We start from the raw sequence: 21,487 nt of genomic DNA, 5'->3' as shown, positions 1-21,487 counted from the left end.
GCGGTTACGGGCAAAGGCCTGACGCATCACCTGTACGCCACAACCAGAGACAGGGCCCAGACGAGGGCGCAGGCGGGGGCGAGCAGGGCGCCGAATGGCAGCCGGTCGATCCGGCGCGCCGGCTTTATGAGCATTAGCATGAGCACGACCGCAAGGCCAAGCGCGCTTGCCGCCAGCAGCGCATGGGCAAAGCCCGTGATGCCCAAGAGGCTGCCGCCTGATGCCGCCAGCTTCACATCGCCGAAGCCGAGGCCGTCCATGCCCTTCAGCCGGTAATAGGCCTCGCGGATGGCCAGAAGCGCGCCGCCGCAAAGCCCGGCATCGACGAGGATTGACAGCGCCTCGCGCCAGTCTCCCTGGGCCGCGCTCATGCGCAGGGCCACGCCCAGCAAGGCGATCACCAGAAGCGGCCCGTCGGGGATGGTGAAATCGCTCGCATCCTGCCAAACGATCCAGCCGGTCATGACGGCCAGCACGAGACTTGCCACCACGATGACCGGCGTGGATGCAGGGGGCATGGTCGGAATGGCGCAGCAGGCCGCAAGGCCGGCAAGGATGCCTGCGCGCGCCGCAGCGGTTGCGCCGTGGCTCACTTCAGCCGTCCACCACCGCGCGCGCCGATCACCGACATCTGCGCGCGCAGGCTTTCGGCCACATTGGCGGCATCCTGCGCGTCGCGGATGATGACGGGGCGGATGAGGACGATCAGCTCGGTGCGGGTGCTGCTCTTCTTCGTCTGGCCGAACAGGCCGCCGAAGACGGGCAGCTTGTTGGCGCCGGGCACGCCGCTTTTGCCATTGTCCGTGCTGGCGCTGATCAGGCCGCCGAGCAGCACGGTCTGCTGGTCGTTGACGGAAATCTGGCTGGCGAGCCGGCGCTTGGAGATCGTCGGCGTCAGCGTATTGGCCCCGCTCGCCACGCTGGAGATTTCCTGCTCGATCTGCATGGTCACCGCGTCGTTCTGGCTGATGCGCGGGGTGACGTTGAGGATGATGCCGGTGTTCTTGAACTCGACCTGGTTGACGACGGGGGCGACCGCATTTTCCAGGCTCTGCGATTGCCGCGTGGTGATCGGCACCTCATCGCCGACCTGCAGCGTCGCCGTCTGATTTTCGAGCACGACGAGGGAGGGCGAGGACAGCACTTCGACATCGCCGATCACATCCAGCGCGGAGATGATGACATCCGGGTCGGCATTGGTGCCGATGACGAAATTGAGGCCGGGGATCTGCTTCTTCAGCACATTGCTGGCCTCATCCACGAGGCTCACCGACCCGTTATTGTTGCCCAGCCCCAGATGCTTGCTGTTGATGAAATATTGCACCCCGTATTTCAGATCCTTGGACAGACGCACCTCGGCGATCGTCACGTTGATGGCCACCTGCACCGGCGTGGCGTCGAGACGCTTCAGCGTCTGCAGGATCTCGCTCGCGCGGTCGGCATCCCCATAGATCACCACCGAATTGTTGGAGGGATCGGCGCTGATGCGCATGGGCGACTGTGTCTCCTGCGCGCCGGAGGTCAGATCCACCACATTGGGAATGCCGCCATAGGCCGCGCCGATCGTGTCGTCGCTGGCCGTGGCGAAGGCCGAGGCCACGCGGTTGTTGGCCAGAACGGCCGTGCCGGAGCCTTCCGCTTCCGAGGTGGCCGGATTGTCTTTGCCCGACGCACCCTGACGGGTGGGGTCGCCCATCGGCTGCGACTGCGCTTGGCGGCTGCTCGGCGCGGCGGAGGACCCGGACGCGCCGCCGAACAGATTGTTCATCACGGTGGCAAGCTCGGCCGCCTTGCGATAGCGCGCCTTGTAGACCACCACATTGTTGCCGGACTGGCCATCCTGCTGGTCGAGCCGGCGCACCCAGCTCTCGGCCCGCTTCAGCAGGGCGGAATTGCGCGAGATCGCCATGATGCCGCGCAGCCGGTTGACCGCGCGGAACTGGATCGCCCCGCCCTGGCCCTGGCTGTTGAAGATCCGGTCGAGTTCCGGCACCACCTGCTCCGGCCGGGCCTGCGCCAGGCGGAAGATCGAGACGGACTGGTGCTGCATGAAATCGGAATCGAAGGACAGCACGGCTTCGACGACCTCGGCGCGCTGCGGACCGGAGCCGCGCACGATGATGGTGTTGCCCGCTGCGTTGACGCGCAGCCCGTCGGCCTCGGCAACGAAGCCGGAGACGAGCTGCATCATGGTGGCGGCCGAGACGAAGCTCAAGGGAATGATGGAGACGCCGAAGCCCGCCCGCGTCCGGCTGCCGAAATCGACCGTGCCGCCGGAAACACCGCTCGCGGCGATGGTATAGCCGCCGCCCGAGCGGTTCAGCGAAAAGCCGAAGGAGGAGAGCGAGGTCTCAAGCGTCGAGAGAAGCTGCTCGCGGCTGACCGGACGGGCCGAGGAAATGGTGACGGGGCCGGAGAGATCGCCGCTGATCGAATAGTTCACATGCAGCGCATCGTTGAGAATGGCGCGGGCGACATCCTTGATGTCGGTTCGGTCGAAATTCAGCGTATATTGTCCTGATGACGCCCTGTCGCCCGACCCGACCGGCGTCAGGCCCGGATCCGGCCCGAAGGTCTGCGTGCTGCCGGCCCTCGGGCGCGCGGTGCCGGTGGAGGTCACATCCGGATGCCCCTTCGGATTGCGGGCCTGCAGGTCGCTGAACACCCCGCCTGCAAAGGCCGACTCGGAGTCGCCTTCGCCTTCACTGGTCTGACATCCTGCGAGGCACATCAGAACGCAGCACAGAACGATGCGGCAAATTTGCCAGGATGCCAGCACGCCGTTTTCTACCCCTCGGAGCAACGAGAGCATCGGACCGAAAAGTGAGAACCGGTTTTCGGGGCATCCGATGCAGGAGCAGGCATTGAGAGGACCGAAGCGAGTCTCATCCTCGCCCCGATCGTTCATCCATCCCTGTCCGCTCACACCTCAAACGAAACTGCATTGTTGCGCAAGTGCGAAACTATCCGATGCAGCCTCTGACCACAGATCTTTCGCGCCGTACCACCTTTGCGCGCTCCGGCATCTGGACGCATGCACGCGGTGCGGGCCGGCGATGTGTCCGGCAAAAGGCGGCTTATCACGCGCGGTTTGCAGGCCGCACAACCAGGGCGTCTCATCAGACAGGCGACTGTTTTCCACAAGGGTGTTTCCGCGCTTGAACAGCATCGTCTTTCAGGATGAAATGCGCAGGAGTTCAGGCGCGACGATGGAGAAGGCGCAGATGTGGCCGCGTGGCGAAGCGAAAGGCCGGGCGGGCAGGCCTGTTGCCGTTTCCGCGACTGCGGGGCTCGCAGAGGGCTCGACAGGGACGCGGACACGGGGCGTGACGGAATTTCAGGCCTTCATGGCCGCGCGCGGGGCAGGGACGGCACCCGCAGGGGCTGACGCCACGGGTCTCGGCGCTCCCGCGAAGGCCCTTCCTCCCGAGGAAATGTGGCGCAGCGGCCTGGCGACGGCCGCCGAGATCGCCGACGGTCTGGCCGAATTCCACCGCATCGCGAGAGGGCGTTACGAGGAGATCGCCGGCCGGCCGCATCGGATGGCCGACCTCTCCCGCCGCTATCTGCGGGAGATTCACCTTTATCCCTTCGACCAGAATGGTTCGCCGGCAATCGCGCTGGCCGATCCTGGGCGGCAGGATGCCATCCATGCGGTGGAGCTGGCGCTCGGTGCCCGCCTGCCGCTGTGCATCCTCTCCTTTGAAGAGATCGGCCTTCTGTTCGAACGTGCCGCGCAGGATGCCGTCCCGGCCGGTGGCGTGACGGTGGTGGAGACGCTGGAAGAGGATGCGGCCGCCGGCGGCAGCCTGCAATCGATCGAGGATCTGGCGCGCGGCGCTCCGGTGGTGCGGCTGATCGACGATATTCTGGAGCGCGCGGTCGGCATGGGCGCGACCGATGTGCATCTGGAGACCGGGCGCGATCATCTGCAGGTGCGGCTGCGGGTCGATGGCTTTCTGCGCCGCGACCAGCGCCTGCCCTTCGCCATGGCGGCAGCCGTGATCTCGCGCGTGAAGATCCTCGCCGGGCTCGATATCGCCGATCGACGCCTGCCGCAGGACGGGCGCGCCAATATTCGGATCGGCCGGGCGGAGGCCGACCTGCGCGTCGCCGTCATGCCGACGCTTTATGGCGAGACGGCGGTCCTGCGTATTCTTCTGCGCGACCAGCGCCTGCTGGAGCTTGGCCGCATCGGCATGAACGAGCGCGACCGGCGCGCCTTCGAGGCGCTTCTGGCCGAGCCGCATGGCGTCGTGGTCGTCACTGGCCCGACCGGCAGCGGCAAGACGACGACGCTCGCCACCGCCGTGTCGATGCTCAACGATCCCGGCCGCAAGATTGTCACCATCGAGGACCCAGTCGAATATCAGATCGCCGGCATCCATCAGACGCAGATCAAGCCTGCGATCGGGCTCACCTTCGCCTCGGCCCTGCGCGCCTTTCTGCGCCACGATCCCGATGTGATCATGGTGGGCGAGATGCGCGACCGCGAGACCGCCGGCATCGGCATCCAGGCTGCCCTGACCGGCCATCTCGTGCTGACGACGCTGCACACCAACACCGCGAGCGATGCCGTGGTGCGGCTGATCGACATGGGGGTCGAGTCCTATCTTCTCGGCGCAGCCTTGCGCGGCATTGTTGGCCAGCGGCTGGTGCGCCGCCTCTGCGAGCGCTGCAAGGCGCCAGACCCCGACATGCATGAAACGGCGGCAGCCCTTGCCGGCAGGCGCGGCATCCGGCTGCCGGATGCGGCGCAGTTTCACAGACCCGTGGGATGCGAGGCCTGCGGGCAGAGCGGCTATCGCGGGCGCATCGGCATTTTCGAGGTGCTGCCGGTCGATGATGCGCTTCGCAGCGTCATTCGCCGGGATCCCGATCCCGACATCATCGCTGAGGAGGCCCGCGCCCGCGGCATGACCTCCATGCTGGAGGACGGCCTGATCAAATGCGCCTCTGGCCTGACGAGCATGGACGAAGTGCTGAGAGCGACAGGATGAGACGGGACGCCGCACTCGATGGGCCGAGCCATGCGCTGCAAGAGGCTGTGACCACCTCCAGTTCACAGGATGCAACGCGAAACGCCGTGCGCCTGGACCCCCCTCATCCGACCCTTCGGGCCACCTTCTCCCCGCTGGGGAGAAGAGACCAGGACGGCGGGGCACAGCCTCAATTTAACCGGCGGAAAACAGTGCCTGAACCGCTGTCTTTTGGGCTGAAGACGACAAAGGACCGGGCGGCACGTCTCTTCTTCCCAGCGGAGAGAAGGTGGCCCGAAGGGTCGGATGAGGGGGGCTACGCCAACACCTTGCCTCTGTCTTGCGGCGTCGATTTCCGCTCTCTGTGCGATAAGCCAGCAGCACCGCTCTTGCAGGCCGCATGCCCATGAGCAGCCTTGGCTCGCGCCTGCTGCAGCCGTTCTCCGCCCTTCTCGGTGCTTTCGTCGCCGTGATGGAGCCGCTGGTGGCCGCGCTCGCCCCCGGCACGCGCTGGATCGCGGTGGAAACGGCCGATGACGATCTCGCCTTCTACCGCGTCTCCCGCCGCGCCGCCGTCTTTGTCGGCAAGGGCGGCGCTCTGCCCGAGCCTGTCCGGCGCGCGCTTCGCCGGCGGTCGGCGGATGTGGAGCTGCGGCTTCGGGCCGAGAGCGTAATTGCTGCCCAGCTCAAGGTGCCGGTGGAGGCAAAGGGCTTTGCGGCCCAGATCGTCGAGAGCCGCCTCGACAGGCTGACGCCGTGGAACCCGGAGCGGCTGCTCTTCGGCTTCGCCCTTGCGCGGCAGGCCGGGCCGGACGGTCAGGTCACCGTGGATGTCGTCGCCACGGCGCGCGATATCGTTGCCGGCGGCATTGCAAGGCTCGTCCCCTTCGGCGTGGCGCCCGCCCGGGTCGGCTCGGCTGCCGAGCCTGTCGATCAGCCGCTGCGCGTCGATCTGTTCAAGGGCGAAAACGACAGGGCGCGCAAGGGCCGCCGCAGACGGATCGCCGCCGCGAGCCTGATCCTCTTGGCCGCCAGTCTCGCCTTTCTTGCGGCAACAGCGATGGTCGCCACGGTGAGCACGCGGAAGCTTGCGGAGGCCGATACGGCCCTGGGCGCCCTGCGCCACCGCCTCGTCGGCGCCTCCGGCACGGGCGCTGCGCGGCAGGACGACCTGGCAGCGCTTGCCGCCAAGACGCCGCAGACCGCCAGCTTCGTGCTGATCGACCGGATCGCCACCATCCTGCCGGACAATACCTTTCTGGATGCGCTGGAGATCACCCCCGATGCCATCAGGCTTGCGGGCAGCTCGATGGCGGCGCCGGCGCTCATTCCGCTTCTCGAAGCCCAGCCCGGCCTCTCCCGGGCAAGCTTCGCCGCGCCGGTGACACGGCAGGCGGATGGCCGCGACCGGTTCGACATTACGGCCTCCCGCGATGGCGGGGCGACAAGAAATGTTGCCTCTCCGGAGGTTAGCGCGCCCGGGGTGGCCGCGTCGCAGGGGGGCGTGCCATGACCTTCTCCCGTGCTCATCCGCCGCTCCTGCGCCTTGCATCCGTTCTGGTCTTTGTCGGCCTGCCGGCCCTGTGCCTTGCGCTCGGGGTGATCAATCTTCTGCAGGCCGCCGAAGACCGCGACAGGCTTGGCCAGAGCGCGCTGCAGGCCGCAGCCCTGGAACAGCGCATCGGCCGGCCCGTCTCTGGCGCCGCCACGCCGGATCAGGCCCTGTTCCTCGCGGCAGGCTCGCGCACCGCCGCCATGGCCGGTCTACAGCAGGCCCTTTTGGATGCCATCGCGCAGGCCGGCGGCCGGGTGCTGGAAACCGCGGCTGCAGACGAGGCCGCCGCCGAGGGGGCAGATGCCGGCCGGGTCACGGTCAGGACCACGCTCGACATCGACAATGACGGCCTGCTGACGCTGCTCTATCGCGTGGAAAGCGGATTGCCGCTGATGGACGTCGCCAGTCTCTCCATCCGGCGGCTGCCCAGCGCGGGAGGGGCGGCAGGAGAGGGGGCCGGCACGGGGGCGGACGGCGGAACGCAGCCCATTATGCTGCGCGTTGACCTGAGCGTCAGCGCCCGCTGGAAACCGGCAGGCGAGGCCGCGCCATGACTGTGCTCGCACATGCTTCCCCGCGCCTCCTTCTCGCTCGGACCGTGCTGGTCTGCCTCGCTGGCGGCCTCTGCGTCCCCGGCGGCCCTGTCCTGGCGCAGGAGGCCGCTCGCCTGTCGCCTCCTCTGTCGCCCCCCGTGTCACCGGGTGCCAATCTGCTGTCGACGTTCGATCCCGCCTCGCTGACGGGCTTTCGCGACCGGCCGCTGTTTTCGCCCACACGCCGGCGCCCGCCCGCGCCGGAGCGTGAGCCTGTCCCCGCGCCCGAAACTGAACCCGAGGCGGCGCCTGCGGCCGAGCCGGACCCGCCGCTGAACATAAGGCTTCTCGGCATTGTCGGCACGCCCGAGGGCCTGACGGCGCTCGTGCTCGATCTCGACGACGAGACGCGCCATTCCTTAAGTCCTGGCGAGACGTTTCACGGATGGACCGTCGCCACGCTCGACGGCACGGAGATGGTGATGACGCGCGGGGGCGAAAGCCAGGACTTTCCGGTCTTCACCCCGACGGACAACGCGCCCGAAGACGCAACTGCCCCGCCTGCCGAGGACGCCACACCGTGATGTGCATCCAACGCGGGGTATCGTGACAACGCGGCGCATCCCTTAGTGCGGGGGGCACCCGCAGGCGAATGACGAGGCTGGTTGAAGGCGATGGCGTCAGCCGTTGTTTTCAGGGCGATCTCTCTGGCAGGTCGTGGCGGAAGCGACGCGGCAACAAGCGTAGTACACGACTGTACTCTTTACATGTGGGCGGCTACCGCCTCCATCGCCTGCGCATCACTTCCGCCTTTTTCACCGTCCTTCTGCCGCCGTCGCCCAGCCCTTACCCGTGACCTTGCTGATGGCTGGACATGGTTGAACCGGTGCGGGCGAATCCGCTACACAGGAGCCCTATCAGGGAGTGACGTCATGGCGGATCAGCCGATCGACAGGGCCGGCCAGATCGCGGGTGCCGGCGTGGAGACGGGCGCGCGGGCGCAGACCCTCACGCGGTCGGACTGGCTGGCGCTGGCGCTCGAGACGCTCGTGGCCGAGGGTATCGACCGGGTCAAGATCCAGGTCATGGCCAAGCGACTCGGGGTCGCGCGCTCCAGTTTCTACTGGCATTTCGAGAGCACCGAGGCGCTGCACAGGGCCATGCTGGACGAATGGCTGCAGAAGAATACCGGCCCGATCATGGAGCGGGCGATGCGCCCTGCGCCCGATATTGTGCGCGCCCTCTCTTCCGTCTTTGAATGCTGGTTCGACGGCCAGTTGTTCGATCCGAAGCTGGACATTGCTGTCCGGCTCTGGGCGCGTCGCTCCGAGGTGGTGCATGCCGTAGTCGAGCAGGCAGATGCCATGCGAGTGGAGGCGCTGACGAAGATGTTCCTGCGCTACGGCACGCCGCCGACCGAGGCGACCGTGCGCGCCAGGGTCGTCTATTTCACCCAGATCGGCCATGACACGCTCGAGACGGTCGAGGCGCCGAATATCCGCTTCTCCTATAGCGCCGAATATATTCACGCCTTCACCGGGCACAGGCCCGACGAGCGGCAGATCGCCGAGCTGCACGCAAAGATCCGCCAGGTCTATCCGGATTTCCAGCCGGTCTAATCCACGCCTCGGCGCCGGACCCGGAAAACCGGCCCCGGCCCGCTGGCAGCGTCGGGCGTCCTTCAGGCTTCCGATCGCCGGATTTTCGCCGGGCCGATATGGACACATATGTACCTCCATGGCAGTCTGCGGCAGATCCTGGAGGCTGTCCCATGAAGAATGCTTATCGTGTTGTCATCATCGGCGGCGGCGTGGTTGGCGCCTCGGTGGCCTATCATCTGGCGAAATTCGGCTGGACGGACATTGCGCTTCTGGAGCGCGAGGTTCTGACCGCCGGATCCAGCTGGCATGCGGCTGGCGGCTTCCATGCGCTGAATGCCGATCCCAACATTGCCGCGCTGCAAGCCTATACGATCGACCTGCTCTCCGAGGTCGGTGCGGAATCCGGCATCAATATTGGCATGCACATGACCGGCGGCATCTCGTTCGCCACCGCGCCCGAGCGCTGGGAATGGCTCAAGGCCTCCTATCGCTCGTTTCAGTCTTTGGGGATCAACGATGTCGAGCTCATCGGCCCCGAGGAGATCAAGGCGCGCTGCCCTGTCCTCAGCACCAAGGATATTCTCGGCGGCCTCTACAGCGAGCGCGAGGGACATATCGACCCCTCCGCCGTGGTTCACGCCTATGCCCGCGCCGCCAAGAAGCGCGGAGCCGAGATCATCGAGCACACCAAGGTGGACGCGCTGAAACAGCGGCCTGACGGCACATGGGACGTGGTGACCGAAAAGGGCATCGTCCATGCCGAGCATGTCGTCAATGCCGGCGGCCTCTGGGCCAAGCAGATCGGGCGCATGGTCGGCGTCGATCTGCCCGTCACGCCGATGGAGCATCATTACCTCGTCACCGAAGCCATTCCCGAACTGGTGGAGATGAAGGGCGAAATCCCGCTGATGGTCGATCTCGAGGGTTTCACCTACACCCGGCAGGAGCAGAAAGGGCTGCTGATGGGCATTTACGAGGTCGATCACAAGCACTGGAACATGGAGGGCGCTCCCTGGGATTACGGGATCGAGCTCATTCAGGAAGACATTGGCCGCATCGAAAGCGAGCTGTCGCTCGGCTTCCGGCGCTTCCCCTGCCTGGAGACGGCGGGCGTCAAGCGCTGGGTCAATGGCGCCTTCACCTTCTCGCCGGATGGCAATCCGCTGGTCGGGCCCTTGCGGGGCCTGCGCAATTACTGGGTCGCCTGCGGCGTCATGGCGGGCTTCCTCCAGGGCGGTGGCGTCGGCAAGTCCCTCGCCGAATGGATGATTTATGGCGAGGCCGAGGCCGACATCTTCGGCATGGACATTGCGCGCTACGGCGCGTTCGCCTCCAACCGCGAATATATTCGCCAGACGACCGGCCAGTTCTATTCCCGCCGCTTCGTCATGAGCTATCCCAACGAGCCCCTGCCGGCCGGCCGGGTGCTGAAACGGCCGGCGGCCTATGAGGGCATGACCGGGGCCGGCTGCCGCTGGGGTGCGCGCTGGGGGCTGGAACAGCCGCTCTATTTCGCGCCCGAGGGCTTCAAGGAGACGCCGACTCTGCGCCGCTCCAATGCGTTCGACCTGATCGGCGCGGAGGCCCGCGCGGCCCGCGAGGGGGCGGCCCTGCTCGATATCACCGCCTTTTCGCGCTACGAGGTCAGCGGGCCGGGGGCCGAGGCCTGGCTCGACCGGCTGTTCGCCTCGAAGCTGCCGGCGCCCGGGCGCGCCGCGCTCGCCCCGATGCTCGCCGAAAACGGCAAGCTCAAGGGCGATCTGACGCTTCTCAACTGGGGCGACGGCACCTGGTGGATCATGGGCTCCTATTATCTGCGCGAATGGCACATGCGCTGGTTCGCCGGCCATCAGCGCGAGGATCTCGCGCGCGGCGCGGTCACAGTGCGCGATATTTCCGACAGCGTCACCGGCTTTGCGATCTTCGGGCCGAAATCGCGGGCGATCCTGCAGAAGCTCACCCATCAGGATGTCTCGAACGCGGCCATGCCCTTCATGACCTGCCGCAGGCTCGATGTGGGCCTGATCCGCGCGAAGGTCGCGCGCCTGTCGGTGACGGGCGAGCTCGGCTACGAGATCAATTGCGGCGCGCTGGAGCAGGCGACGCTGCGCGAGATCCTGCTGGAGGCGGGCGCCGAATTCGGCCTGCGCGAGACCGGCTTCAACGCGCTTCTCTCGCTGCGGCTGGAAAAGAGCTTCGGCATCTGGTCGGCGGAGTTCACGCAGGGCTACACGCCGGGCCAGACCGGGCTGGACCGGTTCATCGCCTGGGATAAGCCCGATTTCGTCGGCCGCGCGGCCGCCCTTGCCGAGCGGGCGGCTCCTTCGAAAAGGGTCCTCGCCACGCTCGCGGTTAAGGCCGGCGATGCGGATGCTTCCGGCTACGAGCCGGTGTGGAAGGATGGCAGGCTGGTCGGCACCGTCACCTCAGGCGGCTATGGCCACACGATCGGCAAGAGCCTGGCCATGGCGCTGATCGACCGGGAGCAGGCCGTGCCCGGCAATGCGCTGGCGGTGCATATCGTCGGCGAAGAATGCAGCGCCGTGGTGATCGAGGCTTCGCCCTATGATCCCGCGGGCAGGGCCATGCGCGGCTGATATCCAAGTTCAGGCAGGCACTTTGCAGCTATTCGCCCAGTGCTATAGAAGCATAATGACCGTTTGCACCGTCCCGTCGATCGTGGTCTTGTCAGCACCATGATGACGGGATGATCGCAAAGGATCTTTCCGGCTGAGCTCAGTCCTATCGGGTAACAGAAACATGTCCGCGAACCTCACGTTCGATATTTCCCGCAATCCCAATCCCATGCCGCCCGCGGAGCGCCAGAAGGCGCTCGAACATCTCGGCTTCGGCACGCTGTTCAGCGACCACATGGCCATTATCGAATGGGATGCCGCAACCGGCTGGCACTCCGCGCGTGTCGCCGCACGCCGGCCCTTCGAGATCGATCCGGCCGCCGCGGTGCTGCATTACGGGCAGGAAATCTTCGAGGGCATGAAGGCCTATCGCAATGGCGAGGGTCAGCTGGTGCTGTTCCGTCCGGAAGAAAACGCCCGCCGCTTCAATGCCTCGGCCGAGCGCATGGCGATGCCGCCGATCCCGGAGGCGCTGTTTCTCGAGGCCGTCGAGCAGCTCGTGCGCGTGGATGCGGACTGGGTTCCGGCGGGGGAAGGGGCGAGCCTCTATCTGCGCCCCTTCATGTTCGCCTCCGAGGCGTTTCTGGGCGTGCGCCCGTCGCAGAAATATATTTTCAGCGTGATCGCCTGCCCGGTCGGCCCCTATTTCAGCGGTGGCGCCAAGCCGATCACCGTCTGGGTCACCGAGGATTATTCGCGCGCCGCGCGCGGCGGCACGGGCGCGGCCAAATGCGGCGGCAACTATGCGGCAAGCCTCGCCGCCCAGGCCCGCGCCTATGAGGAAGGCTGCGCGCAGGTGGTCTTCCTCGATGCGGCGGAGCAGAAATGGATCGAGGAACTTGGGGGGATGAATATCTTCTTCGTGTTCGACGACAACCGCATCGTCACGCCCGAACTCGGCACCATCCTGCCCGGCATCACGCGTCAGTCGCTGCTGACGCTCGCGCGGGAGGAGGGGCTGGAGGTGTCCGAGCGCCCCTATGCCTTTGCGGACTGGAAGGCCGATTCCGAAAGCGGTCGCCTGCGGGAAGTCTTCGCCTGCGGCACCGCCGCCGTGGTCGCTTCCATCGGCGAGGCCAAGTTCGAGGGCGGCAGCCTGCGCATGGGCAATGGCGCCATCGGCCCCGTGACCGAGCGGCTCCACCACAAGCTTACCGGCATCCAGCGCGGCACCGAAGCCGACACCCATGGCTGGGTTCGGGTGATCAGCTGATCGCAAGCGCGCCGAAAGGCGAACAGGCACTCATCGCGCATCGGACTGGCGATCCGCGCAGTCCGATGCTTGAGGCTCTTGTTTTACATCGGATTTTTCCGAAAAGCGGTCCCCGCTTCTCGGTCCCGAGGCCTAGAGAACGAAAAATCCCTTGCTCATGGTGAGCGCGCCATCGAGGTGAATTTGAAAATCCGCCACCTTGTCTCCATCGGTGTCGGCATAGACATAGGTGTCTTCCGCCTGTTTCTCGACGCGCAGTTCTCCGGCCTTGCCCGAGAAGGCTTTCGCGCCGATGAAGGAAAAGGCATCGTTCTTCGACGTCAGGCTGTTGGCATCGATGGCCGAGAGATTGATGCGGTCGCCGGCTTTGCCCCAGAAATCATGGATCGTGTCGATCCCGTTCAAAGCGTTCGACTCCCCCACGCTCTTGTAGATGAAGCTGTCTTTCCCCGCTCCACCATAGAGATTGTCCGCACCGAGCCCGCCGAGCAGCGTGTCGTTTCCATCGCCACCATATAGCGTGTCGTCGCCGCTGTTGCCTGAAAGCGTGTCATTTCCTTTATAGCCCAGCAGCGTGTCGGCGTGGTTGCTGCCGGAGACATTGTCAGCGCCTGAGAAGACGTTGACGGTCGCAGCCTTCCAGTCAGCGTCGCTTCCGCTGCTGGCAAGCTTGTTCAGAGTCTTCACGGAAAGGTTGAGGCCAGACACGGAAGCAAGGAGCGCGCTGCCCTCTTTCACGACGAGCCCCGTGACGGTTCCGCCGACAATCCCCTGACTGCTGTAGGTGAAACCCTTGCCGGTGATGACCACGTTCACATCGTCAATGTAACCGGTGATCGAGGTCTTGGTGTAGGAGGTGACGTGAGCATGACCCGTGGGCGCACCACCGAAATCATAGTTGCCCATGTCGATGCTGTAGTCCGACCCCACTTTCAGTGTCACGCCCATGTCCTGCTCCTGTCTCACATGCGGATGTGCTCCGCATTGATTGCATAAAACCAGGGCATACGATACTCTCTGATTGTATCAATTCGTGCGACGTCAGCCGAAAGAATTGGCAATTCACTTCACCAGGCCTCTGTCAGCCCGACTTGATATCCACTTCCTTCTCCCTTTCGACATCAAACAGCGCGCCCGTGAGCCAGGCCGGCCAGTCGCGCTCGAAGAAGGGCTTGGCTGCTTCGTCGAAGCGGCGGTTGGGGCGGGTGGCCACATGCAGGCGGGTTCCGTCGTGAAAGACGAGGATCTGTTCGCCGCGGTGGGCCTCCTCTTCGGCGCGAAAGCGGAAGGCTTCCAGCGGGCCGGAGCGGGTGTGGGGCGTCAAGGCGCCCTGCGGATCGCAGATGGCGCGCGCGCCGCGGCTGCCGCCGCCATTGCGGATGAAGTGGTCGAGCGCCGTCAGCACCGCTTCGGAGGCCAGCGCCATCTGATGCCATTGCAGCACGCGGCCGATCTCCGCGGGGCGGTCATAGGCGATGCCGTTTTCGCGGATGGCGGTGTTCAGCCGGTGGGCTTCCTCCAGAGCCGCCGCGACCTCGTCGGCCCGGCAGATCAGCCCGGCGCTGTCGCTCATCCGGGCCTGAATGTCGGTGCGCAGGGTCTTCACGTCGAGCGGGCTTTCCGGCCGGAGCACGGCAAGACACTGCTCCAGCGCCGCGCCGCCAGATGCGGCAAGGTCGTGGGCGGCAGGCTGTCTGGCCCAGCCGGTGGCGTCGAGATGCTCCGCCGCGCGCGTGCCGAAGACCTGGCCGGCATTCAGCGCTGCGCCGCCCGGCCGCGTCACCCCATGGGTGCCCGCGGCTTCGCCCACGGCATAGCAGCCGGAGAGCGTGCTGCGGCCCCAGATGTCGACCATCACGCCGCCATTCATGTGCTGGTTGTTGACGGCGAATTCGAGCGGGTCTTCGGCAATGTCGAACTTGTAGCGGCGGTAAAGCTCGATCGCCAGCGGGTTCATATGGCGAAGGCGCTCGATCGGGCTTGCCTGGGTAGCGCCGGCCGCTCCCAGATAGGCGCGGACATCCTCATCGAGCCGGCCAAGGTCAAAGGGCAGGTCGCCAGGAACGGGCAGGGGGTTGCGGTTGAAATCCATGAGGACGCGTCGCCCGAGCGCGGTCTCCCTGACAATGGCGAGATCGATCAGGCTGGAGCCGAAATCGAGCATGCGCTCGGCGTGAAACGGCCATTGATAGCCCTTTCGGAAGATGTTCGACGCCATTTCCTGCGTGGTGCGATAGTAATCCGCAAGGAAATGATGCTCCCGGCCCTCCGTGTCGAGCGCGTAGATATGCGGCAGCGCCTGGACATAGGTGCCGGAGAGGTTCCAGGGAAAGCCCTCGCGCCGGGTGCCGATGCCGAACTGGCTTTCGGTGAGATTGGTGAGGATCAGGCCGGCCTGCAGCGCCAGTCCGAGCGCGCCGAAACAGCCGTTGGGATAGACGCTGTCGCGATAGAGCTCGCCCGGCCCGCCGGCTGCCAGCACGACGGCGCCGCAGGCAAACAGCGCGAAGCCGTAAGGATTGTTTGGGCTTCGCTCGGCGGCGCGGGTGGCCAGAAGGCCCACGATATGGCGCCGGTCCCCGCTGCCCTCCGTCAGCAGGCGCAGGCCCGTGGTCTGGTTGAAGAAGGGAATGGCGAGCTGCAGCGCCTCGCGGGCGAGCACCTGCACCATCAGCCGCGAGGTGCGCGGTCCGCAGCTCGTCGCGCGGCCCACCTCGTCATGGTCGGTCTGGTAGCGCAGCGTCCCGCCATAGGCATCCTGGGGCAGGGGCAGGCCGATGAATTGCAGCGAGGCCATCATCCGCGCCGAGCCGACCGCCTCGACATAGGCCGTATCCTCGTCCATGGCGCCGCCGGCCCGGATCGCCCGCGCCATGGCCTTGAAATCATCGCCGCGATCGGCGGTGTTGGCGGTGTGCAGCGTCTGCTTGTCGGAACCGGAGCAGGCGGACGTGCCGCCCCAGGCGCTCTGGCTGACGATCACCACATGATTTCCGCGGCGCTTCGCCTCCACGGCGGCGCGCAGGCCCGCAGCGCCGGAGCCGATCACGACGCAGCCGGCGCGGTAGACCGGCACGTCGAAACCGGCAAGCCTCAGCGTCTCCGACGCGGGGTCCACCGGCGCGAGCCGGGGCATGTCGACATCCGTCAAGGCGTCGAGAACGGTTTGCGGAACGTCAAGCGTCATCCTGCGGCTCTCCTAGAGCATCGGACCGAAAAGTGGGAACCGGTTTTCGGATGAATCCGATGCACAAACAAAAAAGTAGAGCACCGGACTGAGCACGATTTTCAGTCCGACACTTTAGAGGGCATTTCGTTAGGCCAGCGGGATATCGACCCAGCGCCGGAGGCGGGAGGATTCCATGCAGGCATCGACGATCTGGCAGATGTGGTGGCCGCTCTCGAAGGTCGGCCACATCGGCGTGTTGGTGGTGATCGAGCGGATTACCTCCGCCGCCTCGATGATCTTGCTTTCATTGTAGCCGAGGGCGAAATTGGGCAGCGGCAGGAAGGCGCGGTAGGAGGGATGCTCCGGGCCAACATCGATGGCGCGGAAGCCGGCGCGGCCGGGCCGATCGACATGGCTGTAGAAGCGCAGCCGGTTCACCTCGTCATAATCGTAAAGGAGGCTTCCTTTGGTGCCGTAGATCTCGTAGCCCTGGCGGAACTTGCGCCCCGTCGCCACGCGGCTGAAATCGACAAGGCCAGCTGCGCCGTTCTCGAAGCGGCAGAGGAGGTTGGTGGCGTCGGGATTGGTCACTTCGGCCCAGCGCTCCTCGCCCGTGAGCCTCGCCTGCCCGCCAAGGCCCGAGCCCTCCACCACCGGCCGCCGCGGGCTGGTGATGATGTTGTCGGCGATCAGCGACGTCACGCGCCCGACGAGAAATTCCATGAAGCTGAACACATGCGAGCCGGTATCGCCGACGATGCCCGTCGGCGCCAGATCGCCATCGGCGCGCCACATGAAGGGGGCGAGCGGATCGCCGAAGACATCGATATGCTGGCAGCCCTTGAACAGCGTGATCTCGCCGATCTCGCCGGCCTCGATGATCTCCTTGGCAAGGTCATGGACGGGATTGCGCGGAAAGGCGTGGCCGACGCGGGTGATCACGCCCTTTTCGCGCGCGAGATCGGCGAGAATGCGCGCCTGCGCTGCTGTATCGGCCAGCGGCTTTTCGCAGAAGACATGCTTTCCGGCCAGGAGCGCGGCATGCGCCACCTCGAAATGCAGGTTGTCCGGCAGGCAGATGTCGATCAGATCGATCTCGGGATCATCGATCGCCGCCTGCCAGTCCTGAAGGATTTTTGCCTCAGGCGCACGGGCGGCAAGATCCCCGGCGCGGCGCGGGTCCCGGTCGGTGACCGCCACCACGCGCGCCGTGCCGTGGGATGTGCCGAAGAAATGCGGGAAGGTCTGGTAGGCCATGATGTGCACCTTGCCCATCCAGCCCGAGCCGCCCAGCACGGCTACCCTCACATCGGTCATGACGTTCTCCTTTGCGCGCGTTCAGCGCGGCTTTTGCATCGCGTTCCGAAAGCTTGAAGCCAGTGTTCGCGGCGGACGAGGGTGTGCAAAACGGCAAAACCTTTATGTCGTGCACCGAGACGCCTTCCCCGCTCGCCGCCCTAGCGGATCTCGGCCCGTGCGCGCGGCCGTGCGTCGTTGCGCTCATGGGCAAAGATCGCCGAGGGCAGCGGCGGCAGGCCGCGGATGATGTCGGCGCCTTTTTCGCCCACCATGATCGTCGGCGCATTGGTGTTGCTGGAGGGCACGCGCGGCATGACCGACGAGTCGCAGACGCGCAGGCCTTCCAGCCCGTGCACCTTGAGATCGAGGCCGACCACCGCTTCCGGTCCTGTGCCCATCTTGCAGGTGCCGACAGGGTGATGGTCGGTCTTGGCATTGGCGCAGCCATAGTCGAACAGCTCGGCATCGGTCCTGATATTGGGACCCGGCAGGCGCTCGGCCAGGACGAAGGGTTTCAGGGCTGCCTGCTGCATGATCTCGCGGGCGATCTTCAGACCTTCGAGCGACATGGTCCGGTCGTGCGGATCGGCCCAATAGTTCGGATCGATCAGGGGAGCGGCCGCCGGATCGGAGGAGGAAAGCCGCACCGTGCCGCGCGAGCGGGGGTGGAGATAGGCCGAATTCAGCGTGACGCCGGCATTCTTCAGCTTCTCCACGCCGGCCTCGATGCCGGAGCCGAGCCCGAGATGGAACTGGATGTCGGGCGAGCGGGCCTCAGGGTCGGCATACCAGAAGCCGCCGGTCTCGAAGAGCGAGGAGGCCACGGGGCCGGAGCGGAACAGCGCATATTGCAGCCCGGCCCAGAGCGTGCGGTGGAGCTTGGCCACGCCGTCATAGGTGTGGTCGCCCGTGCATTCGGCAATGACGAAGAGATCGAGATGATCCTGCAGATTGCCGCCGACGCCCGGTAGGTCGTGCAGCACTTTGACGCCGACACTGCTTAGATGCTCGACCGGGCCGATGCCCGATTGCAGGAGCAGTTTCGGCGAGCCGATCGCGCCTGACGAAACCAGCACCTCGCGCTCCGCGCGGAGGATCTCCGTTCCCGCCTTGCCGGCAATCTCGACGCCGACGGCGCGCGTTCCTTCCAGCACGATCCGCATGACACGCGCATTCAGCCGGACGGTCAGGTTGCGGCGGTCCTTGATCGGCGCGAGATAGGCGAGCGAGGCGGAGGAGCGCCGGCGGTTGCGCTGGGTCAGCTGATAGAATCCGACGCCGGCCTGCTGGCGGCCGTTGAAGTCGGGGTTATAGGGAATGCCCAGCTCCTGGCCGGCGCGGATATAGGCGTCGCAGATCGGCAGGGCCGAAACCGGCATGGAAACGCCGAGCGGGCCGCCATAGGCATGGTAATCATCGGCGAAGCGCTGATTGTCCTCCGCCCGTTTGAAATAGGGCAGGATCGAGCGATAGTCCCAGCCGGCGCAGCCTTCTTCATTGGCCCAGAGATCGTAATCGGCGGCATTGCCGCGCGCATAGAGCTGGGCGTTGATCGAGGAGCCGCCGCCGATGACCTTGGCCTGGGTATAGCGTAGCACCCGGTTCTTCATGTGCTTCTGCGGCACCGTCTGCCAGCCCCAGCTGGCCACGCCCTTGGTCATCTTGGCAAAGCCGGCCGGCATGTGGAACAGCGGGTTCCAGTCGCCGCCGCCGGCTTCGAGCAGCAGGACCTTGACCGTCGGATCCTCGCTCAGCCGGTTGGCGAGCACGCAGCCTGCGGGGCCGGCCCCGGTGATGATGTAATCGAAATGCATGTCGCGATCCTATCGAAGGCAGGAAAGGCTGAAATTGCGGGCCGCCGGCCTCATGCGCGCAGATCCGTCGCCGCGATGTGGTCGGCCACGCGCAGCGCCTGGGCCGCCACCGTCAGCGCCGGGTTCACCGCCGCCGAGGTGGGCAGGAAGCCGGCATCGACCACGAAGAGGTTTCGGTGCTCGAAGGCGCGGCAGAAGATGTCGAGCGGTGCTTCCGCAGGGTCCGTGCCGATCCTCACCGTGCCGCACTGGTGCGAGGGCGTGCGCTTGTCGAAGGCCTTGGCGAGCACCACGGGAAAGCCGATCGATTTCAGCACGCCCTTGAGCTTGGCCACCAGCGCCAGATGTGCGTTCCAGTTCGTCCGGCGCCATTGCAGCACCACCCTGTCGCCATCCACCATCACCCGGCTTTCCGGGTTGGGAATGTCCTCGCTCATGGCGTAGAAATCGATGGCGTGGCGGGCGAAGCGGTCGAGCGCCCATTGCGGCACGCGCGGCATCGTGCCCTTGAGGATCGTGCCGGACACGCGGCCGAGAAGCTGGACATTGCCAAGCGGCGGCCCGCCTTCGCCATCCGTCAGGTAGAAGTCGTTGAAGGCGAAGGTCTTCTGATAGATCGACGTGTTGCGGAAGCGCGGCGAAAGGGCGATCACGGCGCTAGAATTGTGGTTCATGAAATTGCGCCCGACCTGATCGGAGCCATTGGCCAGCCCCTTGGGAAAGCGGTCATTGGCCGAGCGCAGCAGCAGCACGGCGGATTGCACAGCGCCCGCCGAGAGGATCACCTTCTTCGCCGCGATCGAGGCGGTCTGGCCGTCTTTGACATAGACGATCCGGTTCACCCGGCCGTCTTCGCCCGTCTCCAGCCGCACAACACGGGATTTCGTCTGAAGGCGGACATTGACATGGCGCAGCGCCAGCGCCAGCGCGGTCGTCTCGGCATCCATCTTGCCATCCCGGGAATTGGGATGCGCATCCCAGGGTGTCCTGGCCTTGGCGAGCCAGCTGTCGATATCCACGCCGAGCGGCAGGGAGGCCGGATGCAGCCCGGCGCGCTTCAGCCGCGCCCTGACATCGGCGATCGCAGGCTCGTCTGGCACAGGCGGGTAAGGGTAGGGCTTCGAATGGGCCGGCTCGGTCGGATCGTCACCCAGCGCGCCGCGCACCTGGTAGAGCTGTTCTGCCCAGCTGTACCAGGGCTCCAGCTCCTCATAGGCAAAAGGCCAGGCGGGGGAGACGCCCTCCTGATGCTGGAGCACGCCGAAATCTTCCTTGCGGTAGCGGGTGAGCACCGCGCCGTAAAACTTCGAATTGCCGCCGACATAATAATAGTTGCCGGGATTGAAGCCGGTGCCGTCCACCTCGTACCAGGTTTCCTTCGGGCGGAAATGGCCCTGCTGGAAGATCGCGCGCTGGTCGCGGTTGACGGGCAGATCGGCGATATGATCGCCGGCTTCGAGGATCAGGATCTTAGCGCCCGTGGCCGCCAGTCCGGCCGCGATGGTCGAGCCGCCGATCCCGGAGCCGATGATGACGATATCTGCTGTTTGGCTCATGACGATGCGGGGCCTCAGGCGATGCGCGCTTGGGTCTGCGGATCGAAGAACACCGCCTTGTCCAGATTGAAGGCGAGCCGCGCCATCTCGCCGGCCCTGATCCGGGCATCGGCCCTCAGGCGCGCGACGACCTCGCGCCCGCCGAGCTTGGTGACGGCGAAGGTGTCGGAGCCCGCAGGCTCGACCACCTCGATCAGGCAGTCGTTCTCCGCAAGCGCGCTGGCATTGCGATCCGCGCCCTCGGGGTCGGTCAGCGCTTCCGGCCGGATGCCGAACACGACATCGCGGTTTTCATATTGGGCGAGCGCGGCCTGGGCGGCGGCCACGGGCAGCCGGATCGCCTCGCCGCCGGCGCGCTCCAGAGCGACCGCAAGGCCGTCGTCTGCCCGGGTGATGCGGCCGGACAGGAGGTTCATCGCCGGCGAGCCCATGAAATCGGCGACGAACATATTGGCGGGGTTGTTGTAGATCTCGGCGGGGGTGCCGAATTGCTGGACGATCCCCTCCTTCATCACCGCGATCTTGGTGGCGAGCGTCATCGCCTCGATCTGGTCATGGGTGACATAGACGATGGTCTTGCCCGTGGTCTGGTGCAGCCGCTTGATTTCGGTGCGCATGTCCACGCGCAGCTTGGCGTCGAGGTTGGAGAGCGGCTCGTCGAACAGGAAGAGCTTGGGATCGCGCACCAGCGCCCGGCCCATGGCCACGCGCTGGCGCTGGCCGCCGGAAAGCTGGCTCGGCTTGCGGTCCAGCAGATGGCCGATCTGCAGCACCTTGGCCACCTTGTCGATCGCCTGCTTGCGCTCGTCGGCCGGCACGCCGCGCATTTCCATGCCGAAGGCAATGTTGCCCGCCACTGTCATGTTCGGATAGAGCGCATAGCTCTGGAATACCATGGCGATGTCGCGCTTGGAGGGGTGGAGACCGGCAATGCTGCGCTCATCCACCTTGATATCGCCCTCGGTGATCGTCTCCAGCCCGGCGATCGTGTTGAGCAGGGTCGACTTGCCGCAGCCCGACGGGCCGACCAGGACGAGAAAGCCGCCCTTTTCCAGTTCAATGTCGATGCCCTTGAGGATCTCGAGCGCGCCATAGCGCTTTCTCAGGCCGGAAATATGCAGGAAGGCCATGG

General features: G+C 65.9%; 15 protein-coding genes. 7 read left to right on the top strand and 8 right to left on the bottom strand.

The window, feature by feature from the left end:
• Positions 1–26: 26 nt before the first annotated feature.
• Positions 27–593: a prepilin peptidase gene (locus BJF92_RS14920; protein ID WP_075635513.1), complete on the bottom strand. Its 567-nt coding sequence runs from the start codon at positions 591–593 to the stop codon at positions 27–29.
• On the bottom strand, positions 590–2,665 hold the full coding sequence (gspD, locus tag BJF92_RS14915; RefSeq protein WP_158032233.1) for a type II secretion system secretin GspD: 2,076 nt from the start codon (positions 2,663–2,665) through the stop codon (positions 590–592). The genes BJF92_RS14920 and gspD overlap by 4 nt, the downstream gene beginning before the upstream one ends.
• A gap of 661 nt (positions 2,666–3,326) precedes the next feature.
• Between gspD and BJF92_RS14910 the strand changes: the two genes are divergently transcribed.
• The 7 genes from BJF92_RS14910 to BJF92_RS14880 all read left to right on the top strand — a co-directional run bounded on the left by BJF92_RS14910 (position 3,327) and on the right by BJF92_RS14880 (position 12,517).
• Positions 3,327–5,000 (top strand): GspE/PulE family protein, encoded by a 1,674-nt coding sequence (locus BJF92_RS14910; RefSeq protein WP_342585794.1) that lies wholly within the window; start codon positions 3,327–3,329, stop codon positions 4,998–5,000.
• 385 nt (positions 5,001–5,385) lie between these two features.
• Entirely contained in the window at positions 5,386–6,492 is a 1,107-nt protein-coding gene (locus tag BJF92_RS14905; protein ID WP_075635512.1) for a PilN domain-containing protein, read from the top strand.
• Positions 6,489–7,088: a type II secretion system protein GspM gene (gspM, locus tag BJF92_RS14900; RefSeq protein WP_075635511.1), complete on the top strand. Its 600-nt coding sequence runs from the start codon at positions 6,489–6,491 to the stop codon at positions 7,086–7,088. The genes BJF92_RS14905 and gspM overlap by 4 nt, the downstream gene beginning before the upstream one ends.
• On the top strand, positions 7,085–7,651 hold the full coding sequence (locus BJF92_RS14895; protein ID WP_143524040.1) for a hypothetical protein: 567 nt from the start codon (positions 7,085–7,087) through the stop codon (positions 7,649–7,651). The genes gspM and BJF92_RS14895 overlap by 4 nt, the downstream gene beginning before the upstream one ends.
• Positions 7,652–7,999: 348 nt before the next feature.
• Positions 8,000–8,686, top strand: coding sequence for a TetR/AcrR family transcriptional regulator (locus tag BJF92_RS14890; protein ID WP_078058069.1), 687 nt, complete (start codon positions 8,000–8,002; stop codon positions 8,684–8,686).
• A gap of 152 nt (positions 8,687–8,838) precedes the next feature.
• Positions 8,839–11,265, top strand: a complete 2,427-nt coding sequence (locus BJF92_RS14885) for a GcvT family protein (RefSeq protein ID WP_075635509.1) — start codon at positions 8,839–8,841, stop codon at positions 11,263–11,265.
• A gap of 163 nt (positions 11,266–11,428) precedes the next feature.
• Positions 11,429–12,517: a branched-chain amino acid aminotransferase gene (locus tag BJF92_RS14880; RefSeq protein WP_075635508.1), complete on the top strand. Its 1,089-nt coding sequence runs from the start codon at positions 11,429–11,431 to the stop codon at positions 12,515–12,517.
• Between the two features lie 132 nt (positions 12,518–12,649).
• Here BJF92_RS14880 and BJF92_RS14875 read toward each other — a convergent pair whose 3' ends face one another.
• The 6 genes from BJF92_RS14875 to BJF92_RS14850 all read right to left on the bottom strand — a co-directional run bounded on the left by BJF92_RS14875 (position 12,650) and on the right by BJF92_RS14850 (position 21,485).
• Positions 12,650–13,465 carry a calcium-binding protein gene (locus BJF92_RS14875; protein WP_075635507.1) on the bottom strand — a complete coding sequence of 272 codons (816 nt, stop codon included), beginning with the start codon at positions 13,463–13,465 and terminating at the stop codon, positions 12,650–12,652.
• 133 nt (positions 13,466–13,598) lie between these two features.
• Complete coding sequence (locus tag BJF92_RS14870; protein WP_075635506.1) at positions 13,599–15,704, bottom strand: FAD-dependent oxidoreductase; 2,106 nt, start codon at positions 15,702–15,704, stop codon at positions 13,599–13,601.
• Positions 15,705–15,833: 129 nt separating this feature from the next.
• A complete protein-coding gene (locus tag BJF92_RS14865; RefSeq protein ID WP_075635505.1) occupies positions 15,834–17,003 on the bottom strand; it encodes a Gfo/Idh/MocA family protein in 1,170 nt (389 codons plus the stop codon).
• Between the two features lie 140 nt (positions 17,004–17,143).
• Complete coding sequence (locus BJF92_RS14860; RefSeq protein WP_075635504.1) at positions 17,144–18,799, bottom strand: GMC family oxidoreductase; 1,656 nt, start codon at positions 18,797–18,799, stop codon at positions 17,144–17,146.
• Positions 18,800–18,849: 50 nt separating this feature from the next.
• The gene (locus tag BJF92_RS14855) at positions 18,850–20,355 is read right to left on the bottom strand and encodes a GMC oxidoreductase (protein ID WP_075635503.1); all 1,506 of its coding nucleotides are present in this window, start codon (positions 20,353–20,355) and stop codon (positions 18,850–18,852) included.
• Positions 20,356–20,369: 14 nt separating this feature from the next.
• Positions 20,370–21,485: an ABC transporter ATP-binding protein gene (locus BJF92_RS14850; protein WP_075635502.1), complete on the bottom strand. Its 1,116-nt coding sequence runs from the start codon at positions 21,483–21,485 to the stop codon at positions 20,370–20,372.
• Between the last annotated feature and the right edge of the window lie 2 nt (positions 21,486–21,487).

Origin of the sequence: Xaviernesmea rhizosphaerae (assembly GCF_001938945.1) — a bacterium.
Lineage (GTDB): Bacteria > Pseudomonadota > Alphaproteobacteria > Rhizobiales > Rhizobiaceae > Xaviernesmea > Xaviernesmea rhizosphaerae.
Note: the sequence above shows the minus strand (reverse complement) of the source record. Positions and strands in the feature narration are given on the sequence as shown.